A 26,636-nucleotide genomic window follows, 5' to 3' on the forward strand; every position below is an offset into this window, starting at 1 on the left:
ATAATTATGCAGCAGATGCTAAAGGTGCAGCCCCCTCTCCCTGTGGGAGAGGGCCGGGGTGAGGGCTTGTAGTACAGTGATCTTCCCCTCACCCTAACCCTCTCCCCGAAGGAGAGGGAACTGGCTAGCCTTAACTGACCGGCATTACCCCTCCTGGCGCCGTTTAAGGTATTACTTCGCCAGCACGTTCTGCTTTTCCAGCTCGGCGTTGACTTTGCCGTTGGTGGCTTGCAGCTCAGCAGCAATGTCACCGTTGCAGTCCGCCAGAATGCGGTTGAAGCCTTCGGCGGTGATCTGGCGGATTGGCGTCCAGTTAGGCACCTGCGGCACATAGCGCCCCTGTTCGGCATACAGCGTGGCAAAGGTGGCCCAGCGCGGATCGCTGTAAACTGCCTGGGTATCCACCCGCTTGTTCACCGGCAAACGCACTACCGGGATATTGCTGCTGCCTTTACCCATGCCGATCTCCTGCCCTTCCTGGGAGATCATGAATTCGATGAACTTGCGGGCCGCCTCCTTCTTCTGGCTGCTCTTCATCAGGAATACCGTGGTGCCCTCTGCCAAGGTGGCCCCGCTTTTCGGCCCCTGTAAAGGCACCACCTCAAAGGCGTCTTTCCCCGGATCTTTATCAAACAGCGCAATATGATAAGGCCCGCTGAAGAACATACCGCTCTGGCCGGAGCGGAAAGACGGGATCACGTCGGCGGTCGTGGCGTTAATCGCCCCCGGCTGCACCACTTTGTCGCACAGCATGCCGCGCATAAACTGCAGCGTTTCCACCGCTGCCGGTTCATCCAGCGAGGCTTTAAACTTGCCCGGCGCAGATTCACGAATAAAATCGCCACCGGCCTGCCAGAGAAACGCACTCATAAACCAACTGGCGTAACCGCGCGTGGTGGAAGCAGGCAGAATAAAGCCGTAGGTATCGGCTTTACCGTTGCCGTCCGGGTCTTGCGTCGTAAAGGCCTGCGCCAGCTTTGCCACATCTTCCCAAGTTTTAGGCTGCGGCATGCCCAGTTTCTCGCGCCAGTCTTTGCGCACAAACAGCGCAAAGGTTTGAGCGGAGGTCGGTACCCCGTAGTATTTGCCATCGGTATAACGGGTGCTTTGCCAAGCGAGCGGATAGATGTTGTCGTGCCCGGCAATGCTTTTCGGGTCGATCTCATCGGCGATACCGAGCTGAATAAACTGCCCAATCGCCACCGCATCGTTAAAAATCAGGTCCGGCAAGGCATTGCCTGCCGCAGCCCGCGCCAGACGCTGTTCAAAGTCGGTGGTGGCGTTGAAATACTCGATTTTGATACCGGTTTTTTTCTCAAAGGTTTCTGCTTCTTTCTTGTAGATGTTCTTTGAGTCGTTGCTGGCACGGATCCAGACATTCAGGGTCTCTTCGGCATAAGCCTGAGTAGCCCCCAAACCGAGTACAGATAACAATAATAAGGATTTAATTTTTATCGCAGACATTTTTATTCACATCCTTTTTAAGAGATTTAATGGTGATGAAAACGGAGTGAACCCAATAAACTCATATTTTAAATAAATACCTAACCATTAAATCGAATGCCATTTTTAAACACAATGCCATAAAAATAGAAATATCGTTTCAAAATCAAAAAACCTGCTACAGATCACATCAAAAAGTGACAACGAAAGTGACAAAATAATTTATTTATTTAAAATCAATAAATTAAAAAAACACTAATATTGGTTAAAAAATAAAATAATGTTGATGGTTATCGCTTTTCGTGATGAATAACACAACTTTTAGGGTTATTTTAAATCTCAGAGTTAAATTTGAAGTACGTCACAAAAAAAATCATGCGCTCTCTTACACTGCGCCACTACCAGCTTGAAACATTATTTCAATTTGATTTTTCCTGAAAAGAAAGAGCATTGAAAATGCATCACGGTATATTTCCTAACTTCGCAGTTAGCGGATATTTATTGCCCAAATAAAATAAATAATCACATCCTCTGATGAATGGAGAAAATTATGCGATCGATAACAATGGCTTTATTGTCCCGTGGCTCTTGGCTAGCATTGGCCGTTGCCGCTGTGCTGCACGTTAACGCCACCCACGCCGCAGAGGCCCATCCGCTGATCCTTAAGCTGGACGATTTACAGTACAGCCAGCAGCAACTGGCCGCGCAAAATCCGGCGTTTATCGGTGCCTACAACGCACTCATCGCCAAGGCAGACAAGGCGCTTGGCAAACCGCTGTATTCGGTCATGGATAAGAGCCTGACGGCGGCCAGCGGTGACAAGCATGATTACTTCAGCTTCCCCCCCTACTGGTGGCCCGATCCCGCTAAAAAAGATGGCCTGCCTTACGTGCGTAAAGATGGCGAAACCAACCCCGCCGCCAACAGCGATGCCACCGATAAGAAACGCCTCAACAGCATGAGTGACGACGTCTGGACGCTGGCGCTGGCCTGGCAGTTCAGCCAAAAGCCGGCCTATGCCGAAAAGGCACGCGATCAGCTCGTCAACTGGTTTATTAACCCGCAGACCCGCATGAACCCGAACCTGCAATATGCGCAGGCGATCCCTGGGATTAACGATGGGCGCGGTATCGGGCTGATCGACAGCCGGGCACTGGTGGAAGTGATCGACGCGGTTGAGCTGCTGCGCCCGGCCAAGGTGCTCAGCGAAGATGATTACCAGAAAATCAAACAGTGGTACGGCGATTTCTACCGCTGGATGACCACCAGCCAGAACGGTTTCGAAGAGGACAACTGGCATAACAACCATGGCACCTATTTCGACCTACAGGCCGCCTCCTTTGCCCTGTTCAGCGGCAACCTTCCTGAAGCGAAGAAACGCCTGCAAATCACCCAACTGCGGCGTATTGCTGCGCATTTTGATCGTGAAGGCCGCCAGATGGCGGAACTTGAGCGCACTCGCCCATGGCATTACAGCAACTTCCACCTTGAGGCTTACAACAAGCTGGGGCGTTTGGGCGAGGTGGCGGGCGTCGACGTGTGGAACTTCGCCCTCGATGACCACAGCCTGCGTAAAGGCTACAGCTACATCGCCGGGTTTGTTAACAGCGAGGCGCAGTGGCCCTGGAAAGACATCGACAAAATGGATGCACAAAAGGCCTTGGTCAATATGGTGAGCGCCGCCCGCGCCTGGCCGGATGACAAACAGTTCAGCGAAAAGGCCCAATGGCTGATGGCAAGTTATCCAGATGATATCACGACGCTTATCACCCCATTAAAACACTGATGCTCGGGAATAGGGATTAACAGCGATGAAGCAGTTCACCACGCAACAACTTATTCTCCTGAAAACACGGGCGGCGCAGCAGCCACAGGTGATTGAGCACGTGAAAGCGCAAAACGCCGTGGTGCTCAACACCCCGGTTCAAGTGCCAGAAACCGCCATAGCCACCTGGAATCTTTACTATTTCTGCCCGGATCACGGCGTGCGGCTGGTATGGGATCGCGATTGCCCCACCCACCATCGCTGCCCGGTGGATGGGCGGCTGTTTAGCGGTGAACCCTATGACGGCGCCTGGTGGCGCGAGATGAACGGCCTGAATGCCAAGGCCTGCCATCAGTTGGGGCTGCTGTGGCAACTGACCGGCGTGGCGGAATATCGGGATAAAGTCACGGCAATCCTGACCGCCTACGCGACGTTCTACCCCGATTACCAGGTGCACGGTAATATTCCTTACAACGGGCCGGGCAAAATGAATGCGCAAACCCTGTGCGAAGCCAACTGTCTGCTGGATTTTGCGTTAGGGTTTGATTACATCGCAGAAACGCTGTCGCCTGAACAGCACGACTACATCGCATCCCGCCTGCTGCGTTGCGGAGCGGAGTTTCTGGTGGCCCACCGCACACCGCAGTTGCACAACCATGAAGTGAAGATCGGCAGCGCTATCGGCGTGCTGGGGTTTATCCTGCAGGATGAGGCCTTGCTGGAGTTTGCCGTTAATCAGCCTTACGGCCTGCGTTACCAGCTTGAGCACGGGCTGTTTGACGAGGGGTTATGGTTTGAAGGCTCGATCCACTACCACTTCTATGCGCTCCAGGGCTTTCTGGCGTTTGAAAAGCTGGCCAAGGGCAGCCGCTGGAGCCTGCTGGATGCCCCCTTCTACCGCAAAATGCTCAGCTTCCCGCTGCAGTTGCTGATGCCGGACGGCAGTTTCCCACGCATTAACGACTGCATCTACGGTCAGGAAAAGCTCGATCACAGCGATGTCTATGAGTTTGCCTGGTACTGTTACCAGGATGAGGTTTACGCGGCGGCGCTACAGGCGATTTACCGTGATACGCCGCGTGCCAATATCGACGCGCTGCTGTACGGCAGCGAACTCCCCTTACAGCCGTTGGAGGCGATCCCGCAGCAGCATCTGCATGCGCCGAGCTGCGGGATCACCATCTGGCGCAACCCGGCCAAACGCCGGGCGCTGCTGGTGAAGCACACGCCCTACGGCGGTGAACATGACCATTACGATCGGCTAAGCCTGCTTCTGTTCAATCAGGGCAAAGAGATCCTGCCCGATCTCGGCACCACCGGCTACGGCGCACGGATGCACTACGCCTACTATAAGAACAGCGCCACCCATAACACGCTGGCGGTGAATCAAACCAACCAGCCCCCGGCCGTGCCGCAGGTGCTGCATTATCACCAAGCCGAGGCGTTCTGCTGGCTGGATACTGAAGTTGACTGGCGCCAGGCACCACCGGCGCTGGACAGCCATACCCGGGTGGAGTGGGACAGCCAGGCCTACCGCGATATCCGTTTTCGCCGCCGCCTGCTGTGGCTCGAGGGCGCGCTGATCGACATCAGCAACATAGACAACCCGCATCGCCAGCAGTTGGACTGGACACTGCATCTGCCGGGTAAAGCGCTGGACGCCACGGGGGACTGCGCGCCATTCAGCCAGCATGGGCCGTTAACGGTGATGCACGATGCGCAGGTGACGCCGCTGCTCAACAGCCAGCCGCGCCACTTTGCGGTTTCGCGCGATGGGCAGGCGCTGTGGCTGCACGGTGACGCCATGCTGTGGCAAGGCTCCGCTCCCGCCAACCCGGCGGTGACCGATTTAAGCTATCTGACGCTGCGCAGCCACCAGCCAAGGGCAGAGTTTATTTGCGTATGGGATTTTGACAATAAACAGCCGGTGACCGACATGCAGGTGAAGCGGGATAGCGGCGGCCTGCGCATCCAGATGCGGCGCAGTGAGCTGACCCTGATCGTCGAAGTTAACGACGATGCCAGTCAACTGCCCCAGATGCATGCGCGGTAAGATTGTTTTGGGTATACAGAATGCGGGTATCTTTGCCACAATCAGAACTTGCGTATCAGTGGAGCAATAACATGACAACGGGCATTGTGATCGCCGCCGCCGGGCGGGGTGAACGCTTCACTCAGGCCGGTGGCACGGGGAATAAACTCAACGCCGCACTGCAGGGCAGCACGGTGTTTGAACAGACGCAGCGCCAGGCGCTGGCGTCCGGCCTGCCGGTGCAGGTGGTGACCCGGCCGGAAAACCTGCCGGTACAGCACGCCTGTGCCGCGCATCAGGTGCCGGTCACGTTGCTGGCGAGCGGTGGGCTGGGGGAATCTATCGCCGCGGGCGTTGCGGCCACCTCCGGCTGGCACGGCTGGCTGATTCATCTGGCGGATATGCCCTTCGTTACGCCAGCGGTGTTTCTGCAGGTTGCAAGCGCATTACAGCATCACAGCATTGTTCGTCCGGTCTGCCAACGGCAGCCGGGCCACCCGGTAGGTTTTTCTGCCGTCTGGCGCAACGCCTTGTGTGCCCTATGTGGCGATCGTGGCGCCCGCGATCTCCTCAGCCGCGAACCGGTTTACCTGCTGCCTATCGATCAGCCTGGCATCGTACAGGATATCGATCTGCCGTCACAATTACCGCCTAGCTCGTAAGTTGATGCGGTTATCAACCTGATAATTCCCTTACCAGATTGATAAATTATCGCCGCATAGCCCGATCCTTTGCCCATCAGAACCGCTCTGATTCTGCCAAAAACCAGTATCAACTCACGAAATTTACATTATCCCCGCGAATCAACCGATTATGGCCTGTAAGTTGCTGTTACCCCTCTAGCGATTTTTTCTATCATCAGGGGGCCAATATGGCTTTAGGAGTGTCGCTTAAACGCGTTGATGCAGAGGCCAAAGTCACCGGCCGGGCACGCTACACCGACGATCTCAGCATGCCCGGCATGCGCTATGCCAAATATGTGCGCAGCCCCATCGCCCATGGCTTGGTTACGCGCATCGATACGCAAGCCGCCCTGCAATTGCCGGGGGTAGAAGCCATCTTCACCTACCAGGATGTGCCACAGCAGTGCTTCCCAACGGCCGGCCACGCCTGGTCGCTGGATGCCAGCAAGCACGACGTCGCAGATAAACAATTGCTGACCGGCCATGTGCGCCATCACGGTGATGGCGTGGCGATCGTGGTCGCCTGCGATCCGCTGACGGCAGAAAAAGCCGCTCAGTTAGTCGAAGTTGAATACCAGGAACTGCCGGTGATGATCAACGCCACCACCGCGCTGGCGGCCGATGCCCCGCGGCTGCACGGCGGCAACAGCAACGTGCTGAAACAGCACGCGCTAAAAGGTGGCGATCCGGATACTGCATTGGCTGCGGCAGAGGTATTGGTTGCAGGCCATTACCAAACGCAGGTGGTACAGCATTGCCATCTGGAAGGGGTGATCTCCTACGCCTATATGGACCAACTGCAGCGCATAGTGGTCGTCTCCAGCACCCAAATCCCCCATATTGTACGCCGCGTGGTTGGCCAGGCGCTGAACCTGCCATGGTCGGCGATCCGGGTGATTAAGCCCTATCTCGGCGGCGGCTTTGGCAATAAGCAGGATGTGCTGGAAGAACCGATGTGCGCGTTTCTGACCTGGAAACTCGGCGGCGTGCCGGTCAAGATCGAACTGAGCCGAGAAGAGTGTTTTTTGGCCTCCCGCACCCGGCATGCGTTTGCGGTCAGCGGCAAGCTGGGCGTGAGCAATGACGGCATTCTGCAGGCCTACAGCCTGGATGTGCTGTCTAACACCGGTGCCTACGCCTCTCACGGCCACTCCATCGCCGCCGCGGGAGCCAATAAAATTGCTTATTTATACCCGCGTATCGCCCTTGGTTATCAAGCCACCACCTATTACTCCAACCTGCCCAACGCCGGGGCGATGCGCGGCTATGGCGCACCACAGGTAACTTTTGCCCTGGAATGCATGATGGACGAGGCAGCCGCTCAGCTAGGCATGGATCCTCTTGAGCTGCGGATGAAAAATGTTGCCCGCCAAGGGGATACCAACCCGCTGAATCATAAAAAAATCCATAGCGCCGGTATTCTTGAATGTCTGCAAAAAGGCCGCGAACTGTTTGAATGGGACGCCCGCCGCGCCGCCTGCCTGAATCAAAGCGGGCCGATCCGCCGTGGCGTTGGCGTGGCGTGCCTGAGCTATGCTTCCAACACTTATCCGGTGGGCGTGGAGATCGCCAGCGCCCGCCTGCTGATGAATCAGGATGGCACCATCAACCTGCAGATTGGTGCCACGGAAATTGGCCAAGGCTCCGATACGGTGTTCGCCCAAATGGCGGCAGAAACCATCGGCGTGCCCTCCTCTGCCATTTATGTTATCTCCACGCAGGATACCGACATCACCGCCTACGATCCCGGCGCGTTTGCCTCGCGGCAAAGTTACGTTACCGCCCCGGCCATTCGTCAGGCCGCAACTGAACTACGCACCAAAATCATCCAGCATGCGGCCTACATGTGCGGCCAGCCCGCATGGGCACTGGATATCGTCAATGGTGAGGTGGTGTTTAAAACCCGGCCGGAACAGGTGCTGTTCTCGGTGCAGCAGGTTTCCATGAGCGCTCATTACGATCAGGAGATCGGCGGGCAGCTGATGGCCGAGGTTTCCTGCAAAACCCGCAGCAACCCACCGGCTTTTGGCTGCACCTTTGTCGATCTCACCGTTGATATCCCGCTGTGCAAAGTCACCATCAACAAGATTATCAATCTGCACGATTCTGGGCAGATCCTTAACCCGCAGTTGGCCGAAGGCCAGGTACAGGGCGGGATGGTCATGGGGATTGGCTGGACGCTGTTCGAAGAGATGATCGTTGACGAGAAAAGCGGCATCGTGCGCAACCCCAATCTGCTGGATTACAAATTCCCTACCATTCTCGATCTGCCCGACCTGGATTGCGCCTTTGTTGAAACCTATGAACCGCAATCCGCCTACGGGCACAAGGCCTTGGGTGAACCGCCGCTGATTTCGCCCGCCCCGGCGATCCGTAATGCCATCTGGCTGGCCACCGGCGTGAAGATAGATGAGTTGCCGCTCACGCCGAAAACGCTATACCGACATTTTGCGCAAGCAGGCCTGATCGAGTAACAGGAGAACAGCATGTACGACATCGCACACTATTATCGAGCGGCCAGCATAGGCGATGCCGTGCAGCAATTGGCGGCCGATCCCCAGGCAAAGCTGATTGCTGGCGGTACCGATGTGTTAATCCAACTGCACCATATGAACGACAAATATCGCCACCTGGTGGATATTCATGATTTGGCAGAATTGAACGGCATCAACCTGCTGCCGGATGGCACGCTGCGCGTCGGCAGCGGCACCACCTTCAGCCAGATTATCGACTCCCCATTGGTTCAACGTTACGTCCCCGTGCTGGCCGAAGCCGCCGCTACCATCGCCGGGCCGCAGGTGCGTAACCGTGCCACGCTGGGCGGCAATATCTGCAACGGAGCCACCAGCGCCGACTCGGCGTCACCTTGCGTAGTGATGGAGGCCGAGTTGGAGATCGCTACCGTTACGGGCGCGCGCCGCACGCCGATCCTCGGGTTCCATACCGGCCCCGGCAAGGTGGCGCTGGAGCACAGTGAAGTGGTGGTAGCCTTGCTGTTTCGGCCACAGCATTACCAACACTATGGTGCCAGCTACTTCAAATACGCCATGCGCGACGCGATGGATATCGCCACCATCGGCTGCGCCGCCGCCTGCAAAGTTGAAAACGGTCACTTCAGCGCGGTAAAGATCGCCTTTGGCGTCGCGGCGCCAACGCCGATCCGCGCCCCCCACGCCGAAGCCGCCGCGCTTGGCCGCCCGGTTAATGCACAAACCCTCGCCGCCGTGCGTGAGGCCGTATTGCACGACGTACAGCCGCGCTCATCCTGGCGGGCCAGTAAAGAATTCCGCCTGCACATCATCCGCACATTGGCAGAACGCGTTCTGGCCCAGGCGGCTCAGCGCGCCGAAGGAGCGTTATCATGATGATCAATTGCACAATCAATGGCCGCCGGTATCAGTTCACGGTGGATCCCCGCTGGTCGCTGATGGAGTTACTGCGCCAGCAGGGGCTCAGCAGCGTCAAACAAGGGTGCAGCGTGGGTGAATGCGGTGCCTGTACGGTGCTGATCGATGGTATCGCCACCGACACCTGTATTTATCTGGCGGTTTGGGCCGATGGCAAATCGATTCGAACGGCTGAAGGCGAGGTGAAAAATGGCGAACTCTCCGCCGTGCAGCAGGCATATGTGAATACGGGGGCTGTGCAATGTGGGTTTTGTACGCCGGGGTTGGTGATGGCGAGCACTTCGATGGTGGAACGCTTTCGCGGCAAGCGCCTTACCGAGCAGGAGATCCGTCGCGGTCTAGCCGGGAATTTATGCCGCTGCACCGGCTACAGCGCGATCGTGAAAGCGGTTCAGCAGGCGCAGTTACTGGATGAGGAAACGCCGGGTTGATTTGCTGTCTGAACTCATCGGCAGCGTCTGCCCGGTTTCATACCGCTGACGCTGCCACTACGGCTAATGGTGGATCTTCGCCAACTCTTCGGCAGAAAGGCCGGTCAGTTCCATCACCAGCGTGCGATCAAGACCGTTAGCCAGCATGGAGCGGGCGATTTTCAACGTGGCTTCACGCTCCCCTTCCTGACGACCTTCCACACGGCCCTTCTCAATGCCTTGTTGTTCAAGCTTCTGTGCAATAGTCATTAATACCTCCTCATGCTGTGGTGCACGACTTGCCAATTCACGGATAAAGGCTGCCGGTACGGCCGTGTCACCCACCTGCAGCACATAGTTCATCAGTGATAGTAGCTGCTCATTCGTAGTGTATCCGGTCAGCAACAATGTGACCAGTTGTTCCAGCAGGTCGGCCAGGTCCCGTTGGCGCACATGCTTTTGCAGCAGTTCCAGAATCGCCATACGGCGGTGTTGCATGATGTCATCATCTGAAATGACGGTAACGTCAACCAGCGGGAAATGGCCAGCATAAAGCTGCCTGGCCAACTCGGGTTCACTGAACGCCTCCAGCCAACTCATGGAATAAGGGTAAGGCGTGACCCGCCCATGGTAAAACAGGATCGGGATCACCAGCGGCAGTCGATCGTGACCAGCCGCCAGATGGCGCTGCATCGCCGCAATCGCATAACGCATCAGACGGAATGCCATATGCTTATCGGGAGAACTTTGATGCTCGATCAGAGCATAAACGTAGCCGTCCCCTTCCCCCGCTCTCAGCGAATAGAGAACGTCAGAGTAATAGGCACGAAGATCGTTCTCGATAAAACTGCCGGACTCTAACTTTAACGTGCTGAGATCGCAAAATCGCCGCAGCGCTGGCGGTAAATGCAATTCCAGAAAGTCGCGGGCGGTGTCTAGGTGGGTAAGAAACTGTTTGAATACCGCATCATGCAGAGAGGGGGTGGTGGTTTTTTTCATGTCGGCCATCCTGGACTTAACATGCCCTGAATTTACGACAGGCTGCCATGCGTTCATATTCCGACCAGCAAGATCCTGGTACTGGTTCGCAAAGTCTCTTGATCAACAACGCTGACCAAGAGACCGTATTTAGCGAAAAGAGAGGAAACAGATGAATTCAGCGATCAAATCGCCCAGCCCCCGGCATAGAACGCCACCAGCGCGGCCGCGATAATCACCGTGCCGATATTCAGTTTGCGCCACTCGTTCGAGCATACCCGGCCAATCACCAGCGTGCTGAAGCCCAACATAATGCCGGTGACGATATTACAGGTCAGCACGATAAACACCGCGCACACCAGGCCAGACATTGCATCCACAAAGTCGTTGAAATCCAGTTTGGTGACGTTGCTCAACATCAGCAGGCCGACATACATCAGCGCGGGGGCGGTAGCGTAGCCGGGTACCAGATAGGATAACGGTGACAGAAACAGCATCAGCAGGAACAACACGCCCACCACCGCCGCAGTGACGCCGGTTTTGCCCCCGGCCGCCGTTCCCGCTGCGGACTCAATATAGACCGCAGCCGGTGAAGCGCCGACCAGGGCAGAGAACATACTGCTCATCGAGTCGGCGGTTAACGCCCGGCCACCGTTGATAATCTGCCCGTCCTGATCCAGCAGATTGGCCTGCCCGGCCACCGCGCGGATGGTACCGGTGGCATCAAACACCGCCGTCATCACCAACGCCAGCACGCTCGGCAACACCAGCGGATTCAGCGCGCCTTTGATGTCCAGGCTGAAAATCAGCGATTGCCCATCCGGCCCGCTCAGGCTCGGCAACGCAAAGAGCCCCTGATATTTCACGTTCGGATCAAAGATCAGGCCAACGATGGAGATACCGACGATCACCAATAAAATTCCACCCGGCACGCGCAGCTTCTCCAGCCCGAGGATCACCGCCAACCCCAGCAGCGACATCATCACCGGGAAAGAAACAAACGATCCTAGCGCCACCGGTAAACCATCCAGTGGGTTCTTGATCACCATGCCGACACCGTTGGCAGCAATCAGCAGCAGGAACAGGCCGATGCCAATCCCGGTGCCATGGGCAATGCCCATCGGCAGATTGCGTAAAATCCACGAGCGCACGCCGGTCACCGAAATAGCGGTAAACAGCAGCCCCATCAGGAAGATCGCCCCCAACGCCACCGGAATGCTGATATGCTGGCCCAGCACCAGGCTGAAAGCGGTAAACGCCGTCAAGGAAATGGCACAGCCGATCGCCATTGGCAGGTTGGCCCACAGCCCCATCACCAACGAGCCAACACCGGCCACCAGGCAGGTGGCGACAAACACCGCAGCGGGGGGGGAAACCAGCCTTGCCCAACATGCCGGGCACCACAATCACCGAGTAGACCATCGCCAGAAAGGTGGTCAACCCTGCCAGCACCTCCTGCCGTATACTGCTACCCCGCGCGCTAATATTAAAATAGGCATCTATCGAACGGGTTGCTTTCTCTGACGTCACTTGCGAAAAATGATTAGACATTGCTATACCCTCTTAAGGTCTGCATTCGTTATCAGCTACGTTTCTTTAAGTGCGTTCATAGACCAACCGGCCATCCACATAGGTGCGATAAATCGACCGGTCATCCCCTAGCGTCATCATGACAAATAGCTTATCGATCAAGGTGTTTGAGTTGTCATAGCGCAGCTGTTGCAGCGGCGTGGCCGTTGGTTCCAGCACCACGAAATCCGCCTCTTTCCCAAGGTTGAAATTGCCTATGGTTTCTGCCAGCCCGAGCGCATCGGCACCGCCCAACGTAGCCAGATAAAACGCCTCATAGGCCGACAGCCGATAGTTTTGCAGTTGCATCACCTTGTAGGCTTCGTTCAGCGTTTGCAGCATATTGAAGGTGGTTCCCGCGCCGATATCGGTGCCCATCCCCACCTTGACCCTTTTCCGCCAGGCGTTTTGCAGATTGAACAAACCGCTGCCGAGATACAGGTTGGAGGTTGGGCAAAACGCGATGGAGGAATGGGTATCACGCAGGCAATCCCATTCGGCATCCTCCAGGTGAATACAGTGGGCAAACACGCTGTTTTTGCCGGTCAAACCGTAATGATGGTAAACATCCAGATAGCTTTTACGCTCCGGGTACAAGGCTTTCACCCAGGCGATTTCTTCTTTGTTTTCCGATAAATGGGTATGTAGATAGGTATCCGGATACTCCTGGCGCAGCCGCTGGGCTACCGCCAGCTGTTCTGGCGTCGAGGTCGGCGCAAAGCGCGGCGTGATGGCGTACAGCAGGCGGCCATTGCGGTGCCAGCGCTCAATCAGCGCTTTGCTCTGGGTATAGCTGCTTTCTGCGGTGTCCAGCAGATAATCCGGCGCGTGGCGATCCATCATCACCTTGCCAGCAATCAACCGCATATTGATGTGGTGCGCCGCCTCAAACAGCGCCTCAACCGATTCCGGGTGCACGGTGCCAAACACCAGCGCGGTGGTGGTGCCATTGCGCAGCAGTTGCTTGATGAAAAAGGCCGACATTTCGCGGGCATATTCCAGGTCGTTATAGCGTTTTTCTGCCGGGAAGGTGTGCTTGTTCAGCCAATCCAGCAACTGCTCGCCATAGGCCCCCACCATTTCACATTGCGGGTAATGAATATGGGTATCAATAAACCCTGGTACGATCATTTTGCCACTGTAATCACGCACCCGAATGCTGGCGGGGATGCGCTGATGCCCATCGGCCCAGGTGCCAAACCAGTCCACACGGCCATTACGGATTAACAATAAGCCGTCTTTAATAAAACGCAGATGGCCTTCGATTTCTTCAGGGCACTGCACGGTACGGGTAATATCCAGGAAACTGCCCCGCACGGCCTTGATTGAGGATTCACACTCCATACACACATTCCTTTTAGCAATAAACGGGTAACGTTAATCCGTATTCTTTTCCGCTGAGGTGATTTCCAGTTCAGGGGTATCGACGCAGCGGCCTTCGTTATTATTCAGCGGGATCAGCAAGTTCAGGAAAATAGCCGTCAGGCCACCGGCACAGATCGGGTTTTCCACCAAAACGTAAATTGAGGCAGGTAATACGCGGAACACTTCCGGATCGTAAGAAACGCCAAGGCCAAGCCCCAGAGAGGTGGCAACAATAATGGTTTCCCGGCGGTTTAATCCGTTGGAAATAATGATGCGGATCCCGGCGATGGCGATCATCGAAAACATCAGCGTCATCGCACCGCCTAGAACCGGTGCCGGGATAGTGGTAAAGAAGCGGCCAATCACCGGGAATAACCCCAGAATAACCAGAATCACCGCGATAAATTTACCAACGTGCCGCGACGCCACGCCGGTCATTTGAATCACGCCATTATTCTGGGCAAAGGTGGTCAGCGGCAATGACCCCAGCATGGTGGCAATTACCGATACCAGGCCATCGGCAAGAACGCCGCCGCTCAGGCGCGAGGTATATTCCGCCCCTTTAATGGGCCGGTTGGACACCATCGCGGTGGCGGTAATATCCCCCACCGCTTCCAGCACGCTCAGCAAATAGATGGTGCCCGCCACCAGGAAGGCATGCAGATCAAACGCGAAGCCATATTTAAACGGCACCGGCACGGTGATCACCGGCAGGTTCTGCATCACCGAAAAATCGACCATGCCTAAACACAGCGCCACGACATAACCGACGATAATACCGATGGCAATGCCGCCCATGCGCAACAGCGCGTTTTGGCAGCAGTTAAAGGCGATCACCACCAGCAGCACCAACAGCCCTACGCCGATACTTTCATAGTTGCCAAAGGTGCCGCTGCTTTTAGCCGAAAAACCGCCGCCAAAGTCGATAATGCCCACCTTGATCAGGCTCAGGCCGATCATCAGCACCACAATGCCGCTGACCGTTGGCGTAATCACCCGTCTCAGATAAGGCAAAATAAACGAGGAGCCCACCACCAGAAAAGCGCCGACGAAAGAGACGCCGAGCAAGGTAGAGAGCATCGCCTCCACATGCAGGCCGTCGGCTTTCATGGTGCTGCCCAGGGCGATCATCACCGTGACAAAAGAGAAGTTAACCGATTGGATCGACAATAAGCCGGAACCTATGTGGCCATAGCGATTCACCTGTAGCCAGGTGCCAATACCCGAAGCAATCATCGCCATTGAAACCAGATAGGCGGTAATGTCCGGCGGTAAGGCCAGTGCGGTACCGACAATTAATGCCGGTGCCACCATCGGCACAAAAATAGCCAGCAAATGGGTAATAGCACTAATAACACTTTGGTTAAACGGCGGCTTATCATCGACTTGATAAATAAGATCGCTGCTTGCGGTAGATATATCAGACATCCCTTTACTCCCTTTCAGTAAATTTGATCATCTGATTCAATAGACACGCGTTAACTGCTCCACGCCCTGCACTTTCGCCATATTGATTCCACGGGGCAGCCTGAGCTTTTTATTTCGCTCATTGTCTTTATGGCGGCAATAACAGTATTGAATCGCTTCTGCCCGCCGCCTTTTTAATTACCGATTAAAGACGACGGACATCTGGGCTCACGCTGACAGCTTATTTAACCCCTTCAGGACTTTTTCCGGTGTGAAATGCCATTCCCGCAGCCAGACGCCGCAAGCGTCATGAATTGCCATAGCGATAGCCGGAGCCGCGCCGTTAACGCCGATTTCCGAGATCGACTTGGCGCCGTATGGCCCCACGTGGTCGTCGCTTGGCACCAGGAAAGCCTGAAAATCGCTCGGGATATCGCCAATTTTCGGCGCGCCGTAGCTTTGCAGGTCACGGGTGATCGGCACCCCTTGGCGATCGTAGATAATCTCTTCCGACATGCTGTGGCCGATGGCGCGCAGTGAAGCGCCGTAAATCTGCCCCAGCGCCAGTTCCGGGTTGACCGGCGTGCCGCAGTCCAACAGGGCGTAGAACTTATCCAAACGGATCTCTCCGGTGCGGGTATTCACCGCCACTTCGGCGAAGTTGGCACCGAACGGGAAGGCAAAATCAGAAGAGATATAGCTCGCAGTGGCCACCAATGTGCCGAATCCGGTACCGGTTTCCGCTTTATGGGCGATCTGCGCAAATGACACTGCGCCTTGTTTACCGCGCACCACGCCGGGGGCCACCAGTGCCACATCGGCCTCAGGCTCACCCAGCATCTGCGCACCGTGGAACAGGATTTTTGCCTTAAGGTTTTCTGCCGCGTTTTTCGCCGCATTGCCGGAGAAGCAGGTGCCGGAAGAAGCGTAGGCCCCTTTATCAAACAGGGCGTGATCGGTATCACCTGAGATCACGTGTACATCGGCAAACGGGCAACACAGCACTTCAGCCGCCAGCTTGCCAACCACCGTATCCAGCCCGGTGCCGATATCCGCGCCGCCAGAGTGAACGATAAAGGTGCCGTCCGATTCGAGCTTAATCATGCAGTTAGCCTGTTCGATATCCGGGATGCCGGATTTCTGCATGATAATCGCAACGCCACGGCCAATCTGCCAGTCGCCGTTTTTCGCCTTCGCTGAGTTCCAGCGGATCAGTTCACGCCCTTTACGCAAAATCGGCTCCAGCGCACAGCTGGCGGCGCGGGGCACCGAGGTTGGCATTTTGCCTTCGCCGATCGCCCCGAGGATCTTCAGCTCCTGCCCTTCCACCACCCGGTTGAGCTCAATAATCTCTAGCGGATCGCGCCCCAGTTTTTCGGCCAATTCGGCCAAAATCATGGTCAGGGCGAAGTTGCCTTTCGGCGCACCGTAGCCCTGATAGGCACCGTTCGGGCAGATATTGCTGTAATAGGTGGTGACCTGGAAATTGACGTTTTCACACGGATACAGCGGCAGCGACAGCGCCGGGCCGTTGCTGGGCACCGTCAGCGCGTGGTTGCCATAAGGGCCGGTATTGGCGAGGAAGTTCATGTCGATCGCCGTCAGGCGGCCATCCTTTTTCGCCCCGATCTTCACCTTCACTTTCGCCACGTGGCGCGAGGTATTGCTGATGAACTCCTCTTCGCGGGTGTAGTGAAAATAGACCGCGCGGCCGGTCACGCAGGTGGCCCAGGCGCAGACCTCTTCCAGCAGAATGTCCTGCTTGGAGCCAAAACCACCGCCCACGCGTTCTTTGATCACGTGCACTTTATGTTGCTTCAGCCCGACAATGCGCGCCACCTGGCGGCGCAGGTGCCATGGCACCTGGGTTGAGGCGTGGATCACCAGCCGATCGCCATCCATGTAGGTGTAGCAAACGTGTTTTTCTGCCGGGCATTGCTGCACCTGCTTGGATTCATAAGTGCGCTCCAGCACCACATCCGCTTCGGCAAAACCCTTTTCCACATTGCCAATCTGCCCATGAACTGCGGCAGCAATATTGCGATGCGGTTTGGCACCAATCGGGAAATTGATCGTCAAATGTTCGCCTGCACGCTGTGCAGAGCCTCGATTCTGCTCGGCCAAATCGGCCGGAGCACCGTTGACGTAGACAATCGGCTCGTCATGCACCAGCGGTGCGCCTTCCGCCATCGCGTCGTCAATCGACATTACGGGCTGCAACACCTGATATTCGACCTCAATCAACCCCAGCGCCGCCTGCGCGATCGCTTCGCTCTCGGCCACCACCGCCGCGACCCGATCGCCCACGTGGCGCAGCTTCTGGCCAAACATCCGGCGATCCAGCGGCGAAGGTTCCGGCGCGCTCTGCCCACCAGGGGTGTAGTAAATATCCGGGCAGTTGAGGTGGGTGATCACATGCACCACCCCTGGTAACGCCTCGGCTTTGCTGACGTCCAGACGGGTAATCAGCGCATGAGGGTGCGGGCTGCGCAGCATCTTGATGATGCAGGCATTACGCGCCACGCGATCTTCAACGTAGCAAGGCTTGGCCTGCACCATTTTTGCCGCGTCCACTTTCGGGCACAGCTTGCCAACCACGTTGAGATCGCTGCGAAATTCGGGGGCTGCCGGTGCCTGAAACTCAGGGTCATTACGCCGCGCCACCGCCAGGGCCACCACCTGATAAAACTGCTGGTAACCGGCATCGCGGCTGAACAGCCCCGACAGCGCATCGTCGATCTGTGCGCGCGTTGGTGCTGCAATGCGCTCCAGCAAATCCGTCAGGATCAGCGCCGCCGCCGGATCGTTATAGCCGGACTGCACAACCCCGACGTCCACCATCGCCTGCTGCACCAGGCTCAGTTGATTCCAGCTCCCTAGCGCTTCGGCGGTGGTGACCACCGCGCCGTCAAGCTGAGCGGCGATCAGCAAAGAGGCGTTAACCACCACGCCGTTGTACATGATGGCATCCGAACCGGCAAAGCCGAATCCATCATCGCTGTTGCGTACCGCATGCATTCCCAGCTTAAACAGCAGTTGCTGCACGTTTTCGCCGGGTTGGCACTGCATCACCTGCTCGCTGTCATTAAGCGTAAAGCGAATGTTGATCATTGTTTCCCTCCTGACGCCTGGCAACTGGCGAGCAGATCGGCCACCACGACGCCGCTGATGTAGCGTTTATAGGCCACGCTACCGCAGAGATCGGTTTGGGGAGCTACCGCTTCGGCGACCACTTTTTCCAGCGCCGGGCCGCTCAGGCCCATTTGTTCGGCATCACGCAGGCGGCTTGGCTGCGCGACGACACCGCTCAGAGCGATACGGACCTTTTGCTGCGCATCGCAGGAAACAGCGGCGGTCAGCACCGCCAGCCCGGCCGCCGAGCGGGCAACCTTGCGCGTGGCGCAACGGCGATAGGGGTCTGGCAACACCAACTCCAGTAATAATTCTTGCTGAGCGCCTGCCAGATAATCCTCCAGTTCCAGGGTGTTACCGTCGCCAATCACCACCTTGGCGCTCAACGCCAGCAACACCGGCAGCAACACCGAGTCTTTGGGTGCCGCGGCGATCTCCCCCCCCAGCGTGGCCTGATTGCGAATATGGCGGGAATAGACAAAGCCCAGCGCCTCTCGCAGCGCAGGCGGGGTCAACGCCGAATCAATCAGTTTCTGTAAGGGAATGGTGACACCGATATGCAGCGCACCCTGCTGCCAGTTCAACTGGTCGAGCCCCAACGCTGTCAACGCAATGGCGATCTTTTTCTCGGTTTTAGTGGGTGCGGCGTTCAACTTGCTGCCACCGCCGAAGTACACCGCTTCATCAAGAAACTGGCGTTTCAACTCCAGCGCCTGCTGCACCGATCCCGGCCGATAGAATTGCTCAATCATTTTTCACCCCATCAAGGTCAACCGCCCCGTTATCCGGGGCGGCAACCTGCTTAGTTCAAGGCGTCCATACGTTTCCAGAGCTGGGCAGCAACCTTGCGCGCCTCGGCGTAGATTGGTTCAACATCGAATGGGAATTTGCCGTTCTGATAAACCATATTGCCCTCCACCATCACGCTGTTCACGCTGCTCGCCCCCATGCCGAAGGCCATGTGGCCGCCGATATTCTGCGCCGCCAGCGGCGTAGGTGACGGGTAATCACAGATGGTGAGATCCGCTTTGTAACCTGCCGCCAGGCAACCGAACCGGGCACCAAAGTTGCGCGCCAGTAGTTGATTGCCGTTTGCCAGGAAGCGGGCAAAGCTGTCCGGCCACAGCGCTCCGCCGGCATCGCGGTGCTTGAAGTAGGCAAATTTCAGCTCTTCAAACATATCTGAACCAATGCCGTCGGTGCCGAGCGCCAGGTTGCGGTACTGCGCCAGTTGATGGTTGTAACCAACATGGTTATTCATGTTGGAACGAGCGTTGTGTACCAGGAAGGCATCGTGCTGGTTAATCAGCTCGATGTCGGCAGCGGAAAGGTACAGGCCGTGAGCCACCAGCGTTTTAGCACCGAGCAGATCGTACTGGGCCAGGCGTACCATCAGGTCTTGGCCGTATTTGTCATGGCTATGTGATACATCATAACGGTCTTCGGCGGCGTGAATATGCAGCCCGCGCCCGGTGCTCTGCATCGCTTCGCGCAACATCGCCAACCCGTCATCGGTAACGGTGAAGGGCGCGTGAGCACCGATATGTGCCTCCACCAGATAAGGTTCCTTACCGGCGGCTTTAGCGCTGTCGATCAGATTAGCAAAAGCGATATTCTCCTCAACGCCGGCCCGCAATTCACGGTTGCCGCCGTTGCGATCGGTGGTTTCAAAGCAGGTCATGCCACGCAGCCCGGCTTTGATAAAGCCTGCACGCAGGGTTTTCAGCGATCCGGCGATAAAATTCGGCGAGGCGTGGTGGTCGATCACTGCGGTACAACCGCTCTTGATGGCTTCCAGCGAGCAGATCAGGCCGCTGTAATACAGCGACTCCTCATCCAGCGCGCGATCGAGACGCCACCACAGGTTTTTCAGCGTGGAGATAAAATCCGGGCATGGCGCAATGTTGGCCATAATGCCGCGTGACAAACCGGAGTAAAAGTGGTTATGCGCACAGACGATCCCCGGCATCACTAGCTTGCCGTGCATATTACGGGTTTCCGCCTGCGGATATTTTGCCGCCAGCCCCTGACCCACCTCTTTGATCAAAGCCCCTTCAATGGCGATGTCGATCCCGTGCTGAACGCTGGCCGGCTCAAGCTGCACGGCAGTGGCATTAGTTAAAATCAGCATGATTACGCCTCCACCTGACCCAACAGATAATGATGATGGGCATACACATGGTTGATGATGTGGCACATCGTCTCCAACTCCTGCGGCACCTGCCTGATCTGGCCGTTATCGCCTATCTGCAGTTGATAAACATTGTCCCCCAGGCGCACGCTAACCTGCTGACCGTTCACCAGAAAACCGGCGTTGGTACTGTTGGCAAAATCCTGCGGCAGGTTGAAAACGGTGACTTTGTCTTTGTAGGGCTTGCCCTGCCATGGGCAGAACTGGGCGCAGTTGCCGCATTCGTTGCAGTAGGCATCCAAATGCAGGGTCTGGAAACGATCACGGAAGCCCGGTATCGCGATCGACACGTTGGCGCGGTTCGGGCAGACGTCGACACATTTGCTGCACACGTAGTTGCATTCCAGGCAACGCTGCGCTTCCTGTGCCACAAAGGCTTCGCGATCCGTTTTATCCACCACCGAGACCGCAATCACCCCTTTGCGGCGATAGACCTCCACCGGATCGACATTCGACCAGTATTTGTCTTGGTGATGGGTTTTGACATTTTCCCGTGCCAGCACCGTTTCTGCCGCGCTGCGGGCGCTGCCGATGGCGGCGACGATCGATGACGGGCCGCGCTGTACATCGCCAATCAGGAACACATTCGGCCGGGTGGTTTCACCGGTGACGGTATTAACCTGCGGGTAACCGGCGGCATCCAGCGGCACCCCCAGCTTGCACAGCACCTCCTCATCGGCCTGTTCGCCAATCGCGGTGATCAGTGCATCAAACTGCAGCGTAAGCGTTTGTTCGGTCGGCACCGGGCGACGGCGCCCCTGCTCGTCTGGCTCACCCAGCGCCATCACTCTGGCGGTTAAGGTGCCATTGGCAGCGAAATGTTCCGGGTTGGTGAGGAACATAAACTTCACTTGGTCTTCCACCGCTTCCAGATACTCTTCACGATAGGCAGGCATTTCGTTCAGCGTGCGGCGGTACAGCACCGTGACCTCCTGCACGCCAGGCACTTTCAGCGCAGCACGGGCGCAGTCCATTGCCGTATTGCCTGCACCGACCACCGCCACGTGTTTACCCAGGTTCATCGGCTTACCCTGGTTGAAATTGCGCAGGAACGGCAAGGATTTGTAGACGTTGCGGTTATCACCCGCCAGCTTCACACCGCTGTTTTTATCAGTGCCGATGCCGATGAATACGTAATCGAAGCCCTGCTGTTGCAGCTTATCGACCGTCAGTTCAGGGTCGCAGTCATAAACAAACTTCACGCCATGCGCGGCAACAAACTCAATATCATGCTCAATGGCCTCGGCCGGAATACGAAAATGTGGAATGATGTTTTTCACCACGCCACCGGCATTCGGCTCACGCTCAAACAGCGTGACCTGATAGCCCGCGCGCGCCAGGAAGTAACCAGCGGACAGCCCCGCAGGGCCAGCGCCTAAAATCGCCACCGGGTGTTTGCTGCCGGAGCCCGCTGGCTTGTGCCAGCGGCGCTGGTATTCGTCCCAGCCCTTCTCCAACGCCACCTTTTTCAGCTCACGGATGTTCAGCGCACTGTCGTAATCGATGCGCGTACAGTTGTACTGGCACTGGTGATCGCAAATATGGCCGGTGATCGCCGGTAAAGCGTTACGCTGATAAATCAGCTCCAGCGCATCGGCATAGCGCTGCTCTCCCAGCAAGCGGATATATTCCGGAATATCCTGCTTAATGGCGCAGGCGGTAACACAGGGTGCCACGTAGCAGTCAATCATCGGCAGCGGGCCACCGGCGTCGATGCTGTCCTGCGCTTTCCAGTGTTTCTGGGTATATTCCATGCTGACGGCTTTCTCCGCCAGCGCTTCCAGCTTGGCGACGTCAATGCGCGTCATCTGCCAGCATGCCGATTTTTCCAGCTCGTGCAGGCATTCGGTCTGGCGTAAATAACCGCCGGGCTTCAGCAGATCGGTGGCCATGGTGATTGGCCGGATACCGGTTTCAAAAATATCGCGGATGTTAAACTTGCTGGCGCCGCCGGAATAGGAGATCGGCAGTTCACCGTTAAACTCGCGCGATAACACCGCCGCCACGTTAATAGAAAGCGGGAATAACGCACGGCCAGACATGTACATCTCTTCGCCGGGCAACGCGCCTTTGTGGTTGATGGTCCCCAGCGTGTTGGTGAGCTTAACCCCAAAGCCCAACTGGTGCTGTTTACCCAGCGCCACCAGGCGGCGCAGCATCGCCACTGCCTGATCCAGTTTGAGATCGTGCTCGAAGGATTCTTCTTTCAGGCCGATATAATCGAAACCACAGGTATCCAGAATGGCCCGCACGCGCCGATAACCCAGCAGCGTCGGGTTTAATTTCACAAAGGTGTTAAGATGTTTCTCTTCCAGCATATAACGGCAGATGGCTTCGATTTCATTTGGTGGGCAGCCATGCATGGTGGATAGGGTAATTCCGCTGACCAATTGCGCCGGAATTGTGTTCGGCAATTGGCTTAATGCGTTGCGCTGGGCAGAGAGATCGAACCGGGTAATAAATTCATCATTGTTCACCCATTCACCGAGCACCTTGGCATATTCGGCATATTTCGGCTGCTGGGCCGAATTGATCATATTATGGATGAATTCCTGCATCGGCGGTTGTTTGATCCCGTCGAGGTTATACCCCACGCTCATATTAAAAATAAAGGATTTACTTTCCCCTTTCGCTCTCGGGTCAAACATCGCTTCCAGCAGATGTAAGGCAAACCAGGCTTTTAAATATTCATCATAGGCCTTGAGCAGAGTAAATTCTGTCGACCATTCGGTGTTGAAGCATTCGTCTTCAGCATCGATACAGGGTTTTTCAATCTCTAAGCGATCGAGAATTTGTACGGTTTTCAATTCAATAAACCGCCCGCCGGTCAGCCAGGCAACGATAATGTTCTGCGCCAATTGCGTATGCGGGCCAGCCGCCGGGCCGAGCGGAGTTTCACAGCTTTCATTGAAAACCTTAATCTGCCGATCGTCACGCTTGCGATAAAACTGCTGCTCCGGAATACCAAAAATGGAACGATTCTCATGATATTCCTCGAAAATCCGGGTTAACAGCGCCTTGAACGGAACCGGACGCATGATATCTCCCATAGCTTATCTCCTTGCGAAAAAATGCCTGAATGGTGATCGGCAAAAACCTGCTTGCGGTTTTTCACCTCGGTTAGGCATAACGCAGCAACAATCAGGCCAAAACTCTTTACGCTGTTGCATACGGATAAAATTCGTGAGGCAGTTCTAATTGTTGTTTTTATTTGTGAAGAAGCTCACAGGCGCAATTGAGAATAAAAATCACTGACTACTGATGGGCAACAACCGTTATTCACCCCATAGGGTGAATTATCAAAAAAGCACCTCTCAATATCACTTTGATACAGCAAAATTAACGCCTAAATGAAAGCGTGAGCGCAATCGATAAAGTATGAACAATTACTAAACCTCGATTACATCAAAGAATCCGCGTAATTAACCCCCAGAAGAAATAAAAAACGGCATATTACGCTTCAGCATTCTTTTTTAACTCATGAGATCGCTTATTTATGATTCCGGCCTTGCGGGAACTCTTCACAGAAGAATATCAGCGCTTGGATAATGGCCTCCCGCTGTTGATTAGCCTGATTGGTGCCGGAGGCAAAACCAGCACCCTGTTGTGGTTGGCACAGGCATTCTATCAACAGGGCAAACGGGTGCTGTTTACCACCACCACCAAGATGTACCGCCCTGCTCCTGCCACCTATCATCAGCTGTGCATCGGCCAACGGCCCATCACCCGCCCGACAGCGGCGATTACCGCCAACTTCAGCCATTACCAACCGCAGAATAACAAGGTTGACGGGTTTAGCCCCGAACAGATCGATGAGATGAAGCAGCAGGGGGAATTTGACGTGATCCTGGTGGAAGCCGACGGTGCGCGCGGTTTGCCGCTGAAAGCCCCGGCAAGGCATGAACCTTGCATCCCCTCCAGCAGTGATTGTGTCATCGCGCTAACCGGGGGCCAGGTGATTAATCGCCCTGCCGATCCACAGCAGATTCACCGCTGGGCGATTTTCTCGGCGCTGACCGGGATCGCTGCCGGTGAGGCGCTTGATAGCCGGGTATTCCGTACCTTGATTGCCCACCCACAAGGGATGTTCAAAGGTGCGCCAGCCGGTGCGCGCCGGATTTGGCTGATCAATCAGTTTTCTCATTGTGATAATCAGCCCGATCCCGCCTGGCTTGAGCTATTGCAGCAAGATGCGGCGCTCAGCGCCATCTGGTTTGGCGCCGTGCAGCACAACCCGCCGATCCACCACTGGTTACCACGCAGATATCCTAAATAAGAGGTCAGCATGAATATCTTCGCCGAAGCGGCGCGACTGGAAGAGGAAAACCGGCCCTTTGCGATCGCCCAGATTATTGAAAGCCGTGGCTCCACGCCGCGCCACTCTGGGCAAATGTTGGTGATGGCCGATGGCGGCTGTATCGGCACCATCGGTGGCGGCATGATTGAACGCCTGGTGATCGAGCAGGCCATCGCCGCCATTGCCGAACGCAAGGCCCGCGTGTTTCATGGCCGCATGGCGCGTAACGGCCAGGATGCGGTGGGCTCAGACTGTGGCGGCGCGATGTCGGTTTATATCGATGTGCACGGCCTGCGCCCACGCCTGGTGTTGATCGGTGCCGGGCACGTCAACCGCGCTATCGCCCACGCCGCCAAGCCTTTGGGGTTCGATATTCACGTTACCGATATTTATCCTGCTAACCTCGATGCCGCCCTGTTCCCACCGGGCACCACCCTGGTGCATGACGAGAGCTTCCCGGCCGCCATCAGCAAGATGAATATCGAGCCCAGCAACTTTGTGATCATCGCCACCAACAATCAGGATTGCGAAGCGTTAAACGCGCTGATCGGCCAGCCGCTGCGCTACTTGGGGTTGCTCGCCAGCCGCCGCAAAGTGCAGACCTTTACCCACCGGCTCAGGCAATGCGGCATCAGCGAAACCGACATTGCCAGGCTCCACGCGCCCATTGGCTATAACATTGGTGCAGAAACGCCGGAAGAGATCGCCATCAGCGTGCTGGCAGAACTGTTACAGATTAAAAACCAATCACCAGGCGGCCTGATGAAAGAGGATATCCGGCTGACGCGTGACAAACTGGTGGTGATCCGCGGGGCGGGTGATATCGCCACCGGCGTGGCGCTGCGGCTTTATCATGCCGGTTTTCAGGTAGTCATGTTGGATATTGCCCAACCCACCGCTATCCGCCGCACGGTGGCCTTTGCGCAGGCGATGTTTGATGGCCAAGCCTGTGTTGAAGGGGTAAGCGGCCGCCTGGCAAAAGACGTTGATGAAGCTTTCGAGTTGATCAACCGCGGCGAAATCCCGCTGCTGATCGACGGCGCGGCCCAGTCTCTGGAGCAGCTCAAGCCACGTTTTCTGGTGGATGCCATTCTGGCCAAGCAAAACCTGGGCACTCAGCGCACGATGGCGCCGTTCACCGTCGCCCTCGGCCCCGGTTTCAACGCCGGGCAGGATTGCGACGCGGTAATTGAAACCCATCGCGGCCATGAGTTGGGGCGGGTGATTTACCAGGGTTATACCCACCCGAATACCGGCATCCCCGGCAATATCGGCGGCCATACCGCGCGCCGGGTGATCCGCGCGCCAGCGGACGGCGTGATGCGTTGCTGCGTGGCGCTGGGGGATTTGGTGCAGGAAGGGGATATTATCGCCCACTGCGGTGAAATACCGGTGATTGCACCGCTTTCCGGCATGGTGCGCGGGCTGTTACAGGCCGGGCTGGAGGTAAAAACCGGCTGCAAGATCGGCGATATCGATCCGCGCGGTGCCGAGGCGGATTACACCACGGTGTCGGATAAAGCGCGGGCCATCGGCGGCGCGGTGCTTGAGGCGATCATGAAACTGGGGCGGGGGTAATGATGGTACCGTTTGCGAGTTGATATCCGAATCAGTTAAGTACAATTTTGCACCATGCAGAAGATAGCTTGTTCACAAGTTAGACGAGTATTTATTTCGGTCGCTAAACATTTTACGTTCATTCAACAGCACGATGAACGCGACCGAGCAGGGGGCTCAAGAGCCAGCCCCCTGCACCCCGGCCCTTGCCATATCAGGCGGCCGCTGCGCGGCTACCCTCACTGCGCCACGGCGCATCACGGCCGGCTACGACAGGCGTATATGGACGCTCCCGATGATGCCAGTGTTTTTCTTGAATAAAGTGAACAGGTATTGCAGCCATATATCCGGTTTTTTTCTGGGCCTTTCTGTGGCCCGAACCATGATGAAATCCGCCAGG

The 26,636-nt window shown here is 56.3% G+C and carries 17 protein-coding genes and 1 pseudogene; 8 read left to right on the forward strand and 10 right to left on the reverse strand.

Going from position 1 to position 26,636, the window contains the following annotated elements:
• Positions 1–171 precede the first annotated feature (171 nt).
• Positions 172–1,464 carry an ABC transporter substrate-binding protein gene (locus tag WG891_RS16690; protein WP_337263731.1) on the reverse strand — a complete coding sequence of 431 codons (1,293 nt, stop codon included), beginning with the start codon at positions 1,462–1,464 and terminating at the stop codon, positions 172–174.
• A gap of 529 nt (positions 1,465–1,993) precedes the next feature.
• On the opposite strand from WG891_RS16690, the gene WG891_RS16695 reads away from it, so the two are divergent.
• The 6 genes from WG891_RS16695 (at position 1,994) to xdhC (ending at position 9,761) form a co-directional block, all read left to right on the forward strand.
• On the forward strand, positions 1,994–3,229 hold the full coding sequence (locus WG891_RS16695) for an alginate lyase family protein (RefSeq protein ID WP_443006167.1): 1,236 nt from the start codon (positions 1,994–1,996) through the stop codon (positions 3,227–3,229).
• Positions 3,230–3,254: 25 nt separating this feature from the next.
• Positions 3,255–5,261 (forward strand): heparinase II/III domain-containing protein, encoded by a 2,007-nt coding sequence (locus WG891_RS16700; protein WP_337263730.1) that lies wholly within the window; start codon positions 3,255–3,257, stop codon positions 5,259–5,261.
• Between the two features lie 71 nt (positions 5,262–5,332).
• Entirely contained in the window at positions 5,333–5,902 is a 570-nt protein-coding gene (locus WG891_RS16705) for a nucleotidyltransferase family protein (RefSeq protein ID WP_337263729.1), read from the forward strand.
• 209 nt (positions 5,903–6,111) lie between these two features.
• Positions 6,112–8,397: a xanthine dehydrogenase molybdenum-binding subunit XdhA gene (gene xdhA / locus WG891_RS16710; RefSeq protein WP_337263728.1), complete on the forward strand. Its 2,286-nt coding sequence runs from the start codon at positions 6,112–6,114 to the stop codon at positions 8,395–8,397.
• Between the two features lie 12 nt (positions 8,398–8,409).
• Positions 8,410–9,288: a xanthine dehydrogenase FAD-binding subunit XdhB gene (gene xdhB, locus WG891_RS16715; RefSeq protein ID WP_337263727.1), complete on the forward strand. Its 879-nt coding sequence runs from the start codon at positions 8,410–8,412 to the stop codon at positions 9,286–9,288.
• Positions 9,285–9,761, forward strand: a complete 477-nt coding sequence (gene xdhC, locus WG891_RS16720; protein ID WP_076942140.1) for a xanthine dehydrogenase iron sulfur-binding subunit XdhC — start codon at positions 9,285–9,287, stop codon at positions 9,759–9,761. The genes xdhB and xdhC overlap by 4 nt, the downstream gene beginning before the upstream one ends.
• 63 nt (positions 9,762–9,824) lie before the next feature.
• Here the strand turns inward: xdhC and WG891_RS16725 are convergent, their stop codons facing one another.
• The 8 genes and pseudogenes from WG891_RS16725 to ygfK form a co-directional block, all read right to left on the reverse strand.
• The gene (locus WG891_RS16725) at positions 9,825–10,739 is read right to left on the reverse strand and encodes an Rpn family recombination-promoting nuclease/putative transposase (RefSeq protein ID WP_337263726.1); all 915 of its coding nucleotides are present in this window, start codon (positions 10,737–10,739) and stop codon (positions 9,825–9,827) included.
• A gap of 164 nt (positions 10,740–10,903) precedes the next feature.
• Positions 10,904–12,269, reverse strand: a pseudogene (locus WG891_RS16730) (NCS2 family permease).
• Between the two features lie 45 nt (positions 12,270–12,314).
• The gene (guaD, locus tag WG891_RS16735; protein WP_337263725.1) at positions 12,315–13,631 is read right to left on the reverse strand and encodes a guanine deaminase; all 1,317 of its coding nucleotides are present in this window, start codon (positions 13,629–13,631) and stop codon (positions 12,315–12,317) included.
• Positions 13,632–13,664: 33 nt separating this feature from the next.
• Positions 13,665–15,080 carry a nucleobase:cation symporter-2 family protein gene (locus WG891_RS16740; RefSeq protein WP_337263724.1) on the reverse strand — a complete coding sequence of 472 codons (1,416 nt, stop codon included), beginning with the start codon at positions 15,078–15,080 and terminating at the stop codon, positions 13,665–13,667.
• Between the two features lie 207 nt (positions 15,081–15,287).
• The gene (locus WG891_RS16745; protein WP_337263810.1) at positions 15,288–18,167 is read right to left on the reverse strand and encodes a molybdopterin-dependent oxidoreductase Mo/Fe-S-binding subunit; all 2,880 of its coding nucleotides are present in this window, start codon (positions 18,165–18,167) and stop codon (positions 15,288–15,290) included.
• On the reverse strand, positions 18,167–18,943 hold the full coding sequence (ygfM, locus tag WG891_RS16750) for a molybdopterin-dependent oxidoreductase FAD-binding subunit (RefSeq protein WP_337263723.1): 777 nt from the start codon (positions 18,941–18,943) through the stop codon (positions 18,167–18,169). The genes WG891_RS16745 and ygfM overlap by 1 nt, the downstream gene beginning before the upstream one ends.
• A 50-nt stretch (positions 18,944–18,993) precedes the next feature.
• Complete coding sequence (gene ssnA / locus WG891_RS16755; RefSeq protein ID WP_337263722.1) at positions 18,994–20,322, reverse strand: putative aminohydrolase SsnA; 1,329 nt, start codon at positions 20,320–20,322, stop codon at positions 18,994–18,996.
• 2 nt (positions 20,323–20,324) lie between these two features.
• Positions 20,325–23,432, reverse strand: coding sequence for a putative selenate reductase subunit YgfK (gene ygfK / locus WG891_RS16760; RefSeq protein ID WP_337263721.1), 3,108 nt, complete (start codon positions 23,430–23,432; stop codon positions 20,325–20,327).
• Between the two features lie 491 nt (positions 23,433–23,923).
• On the opposite strand from ygfK, the gene yqeC reads away from it, so the two are divergent.
• Positions 23,924–24,658: a selenium cofactor biosynthesis protein YqeC gene (gene yqeC, locus WG891_RS16765; protein ID WP_337263720.1), complete on the forward strand. Its 735-nt coding sequence runs from the start codon at positions 23,924–23,926 to the stop codon at positions 24,656–24,658.
• 9 nt (positions 24,659–24,667) lie between these two features.
• Positions 24,668–26,257, forward strand: a complete 1,590-nt coding sequence (gene yqeB, locus WG891_RS16770; RefSeq protein ID WP_337263719.1) for a selenium-dependent molybdenum cofactor biosynthesis protein YqeB — start codon at positions 24,668–24,670, stop codon at positions 26,255–26,257.
• Between the two features lie 193 nt (positions 26,258–26,450).
• Here yqeB and WG891_RS16775 read toward each other — a convergent pair.
• A partial coding sequence (locus WG891_RS16775) for a hypothetical protein (RefSeq protein ID WP_337263718.1) occupies positions 26,451–26,636 on the reverse strand: 186 nt, incomplete at its 5' end.

This window comes from Serratia sp. MMO-28, assembly GCF_037199905.1.
In the GTDB taxonomy this organism is placed as follows: Bacteria; Pseudomonadota; Gammaproteobacteria; order Enterobacterales; family Enterobacteriaceae; genus Chania; species Chania oryzae.

Excerpts from the sequence above, each read along its gene's own strand:
- WG891_RS16690 (WP_337263731.1), bottom strand. The coding sequence starts at position 1,464 with ATGTCTGCGATAAAAATTAAATCCTTATTATTGTTATCTGTACTCGGT.
- WG891_RS16695 (WP_443006167.1), top strand. The coding sequence starts at position 1,994 with ATGCGATCGATAACAATGGCTTTATTGTCCCGTGGCTCTTGGCTAGCA.
- WG891_RS16700 (WP_337263730.1), top strand. The coding sequence starts at position 3,255 with ATGAAGCAGTTCACCACGCAACAACTTATTCTCCTGAAAACACGGGCG.
- WG891_RS16705 (WP_337263729.1), top strand. The coding sequence starts at position 5,333 with ATGACAACGGGCATTGTGATCGCCGCCGCCGGGCGGGGTGAACGCTTC.
- xdhA (WP_337263728.1), top strand. The coding sequence starts at position 6,112 with ATGGCTTTAGGAGTGTCGCTTAAACGCGTTGATGCAGAGGCCAAAGTC.
- xdhB (WP_337263727.1), top strand. The coding sequence starts at position 8,410 with ATGTACGACATCGCACACTATTATCGAGCGGCCAGCATAGGCGATGCC.
- xdhC (WP_076942140.1), top strand. The coding sequence starts at position 9,285 with ATGATGATCAATTGCACAATCAATGGCCGCCGGTATCAGTTCACGGTG.
- WG891_RS16725 (WP_337263726.1), bottom strand. The coding sequence starts at position 10,739 with ATGAAAAAAACCACCACCCCCTCTCTGCATGATGCGGTATTCAAACAG.
- guaD (WP_337263725.1), bottom strand. The coding sequence starts at position 13,631 with ATGGAGTGTGAATCCTCAATCAAGGCCGTGCGGGGCAGTTTCCTGGAT.
- WG891_RS16740 (WP_337263724.1), bottom strand. The coding sequence starts at position 15,080 with ATGTCTGATATATCTACCGCAAGCAGCGATCTTATTTATCAAGTCGAT.
- ygfM (WP_337263723.1), bottom strand. The coding sequence starts at position 18,943 with ATGATTGAGCAATTCTATCGGCCGGGATCGGTGCAGCAGGCGCTGGAG.
- ssnA (WP_337263722.1), bottom strand. The coding sequence starts at position 20,322 with ATGCTGATTTTAACTAATGCCACTGCCGTGCAGCTTGAGCCGGCCAGC.
- ygfK (WP_337263721.1), bottom strand. The coding sequence starts at position 23,432 with ATGGGAGATATCATGCGTCCGGTTCCGTTCAAGGCGCTGTTAACCCGG.
- yqeB (WP_337263719.1), top strand. The coding sequence starts at position 24,668 with ATGAATATCTTCGCCGAAGCGGCGCGACTGGAAGAGGAAAACCGGCCC.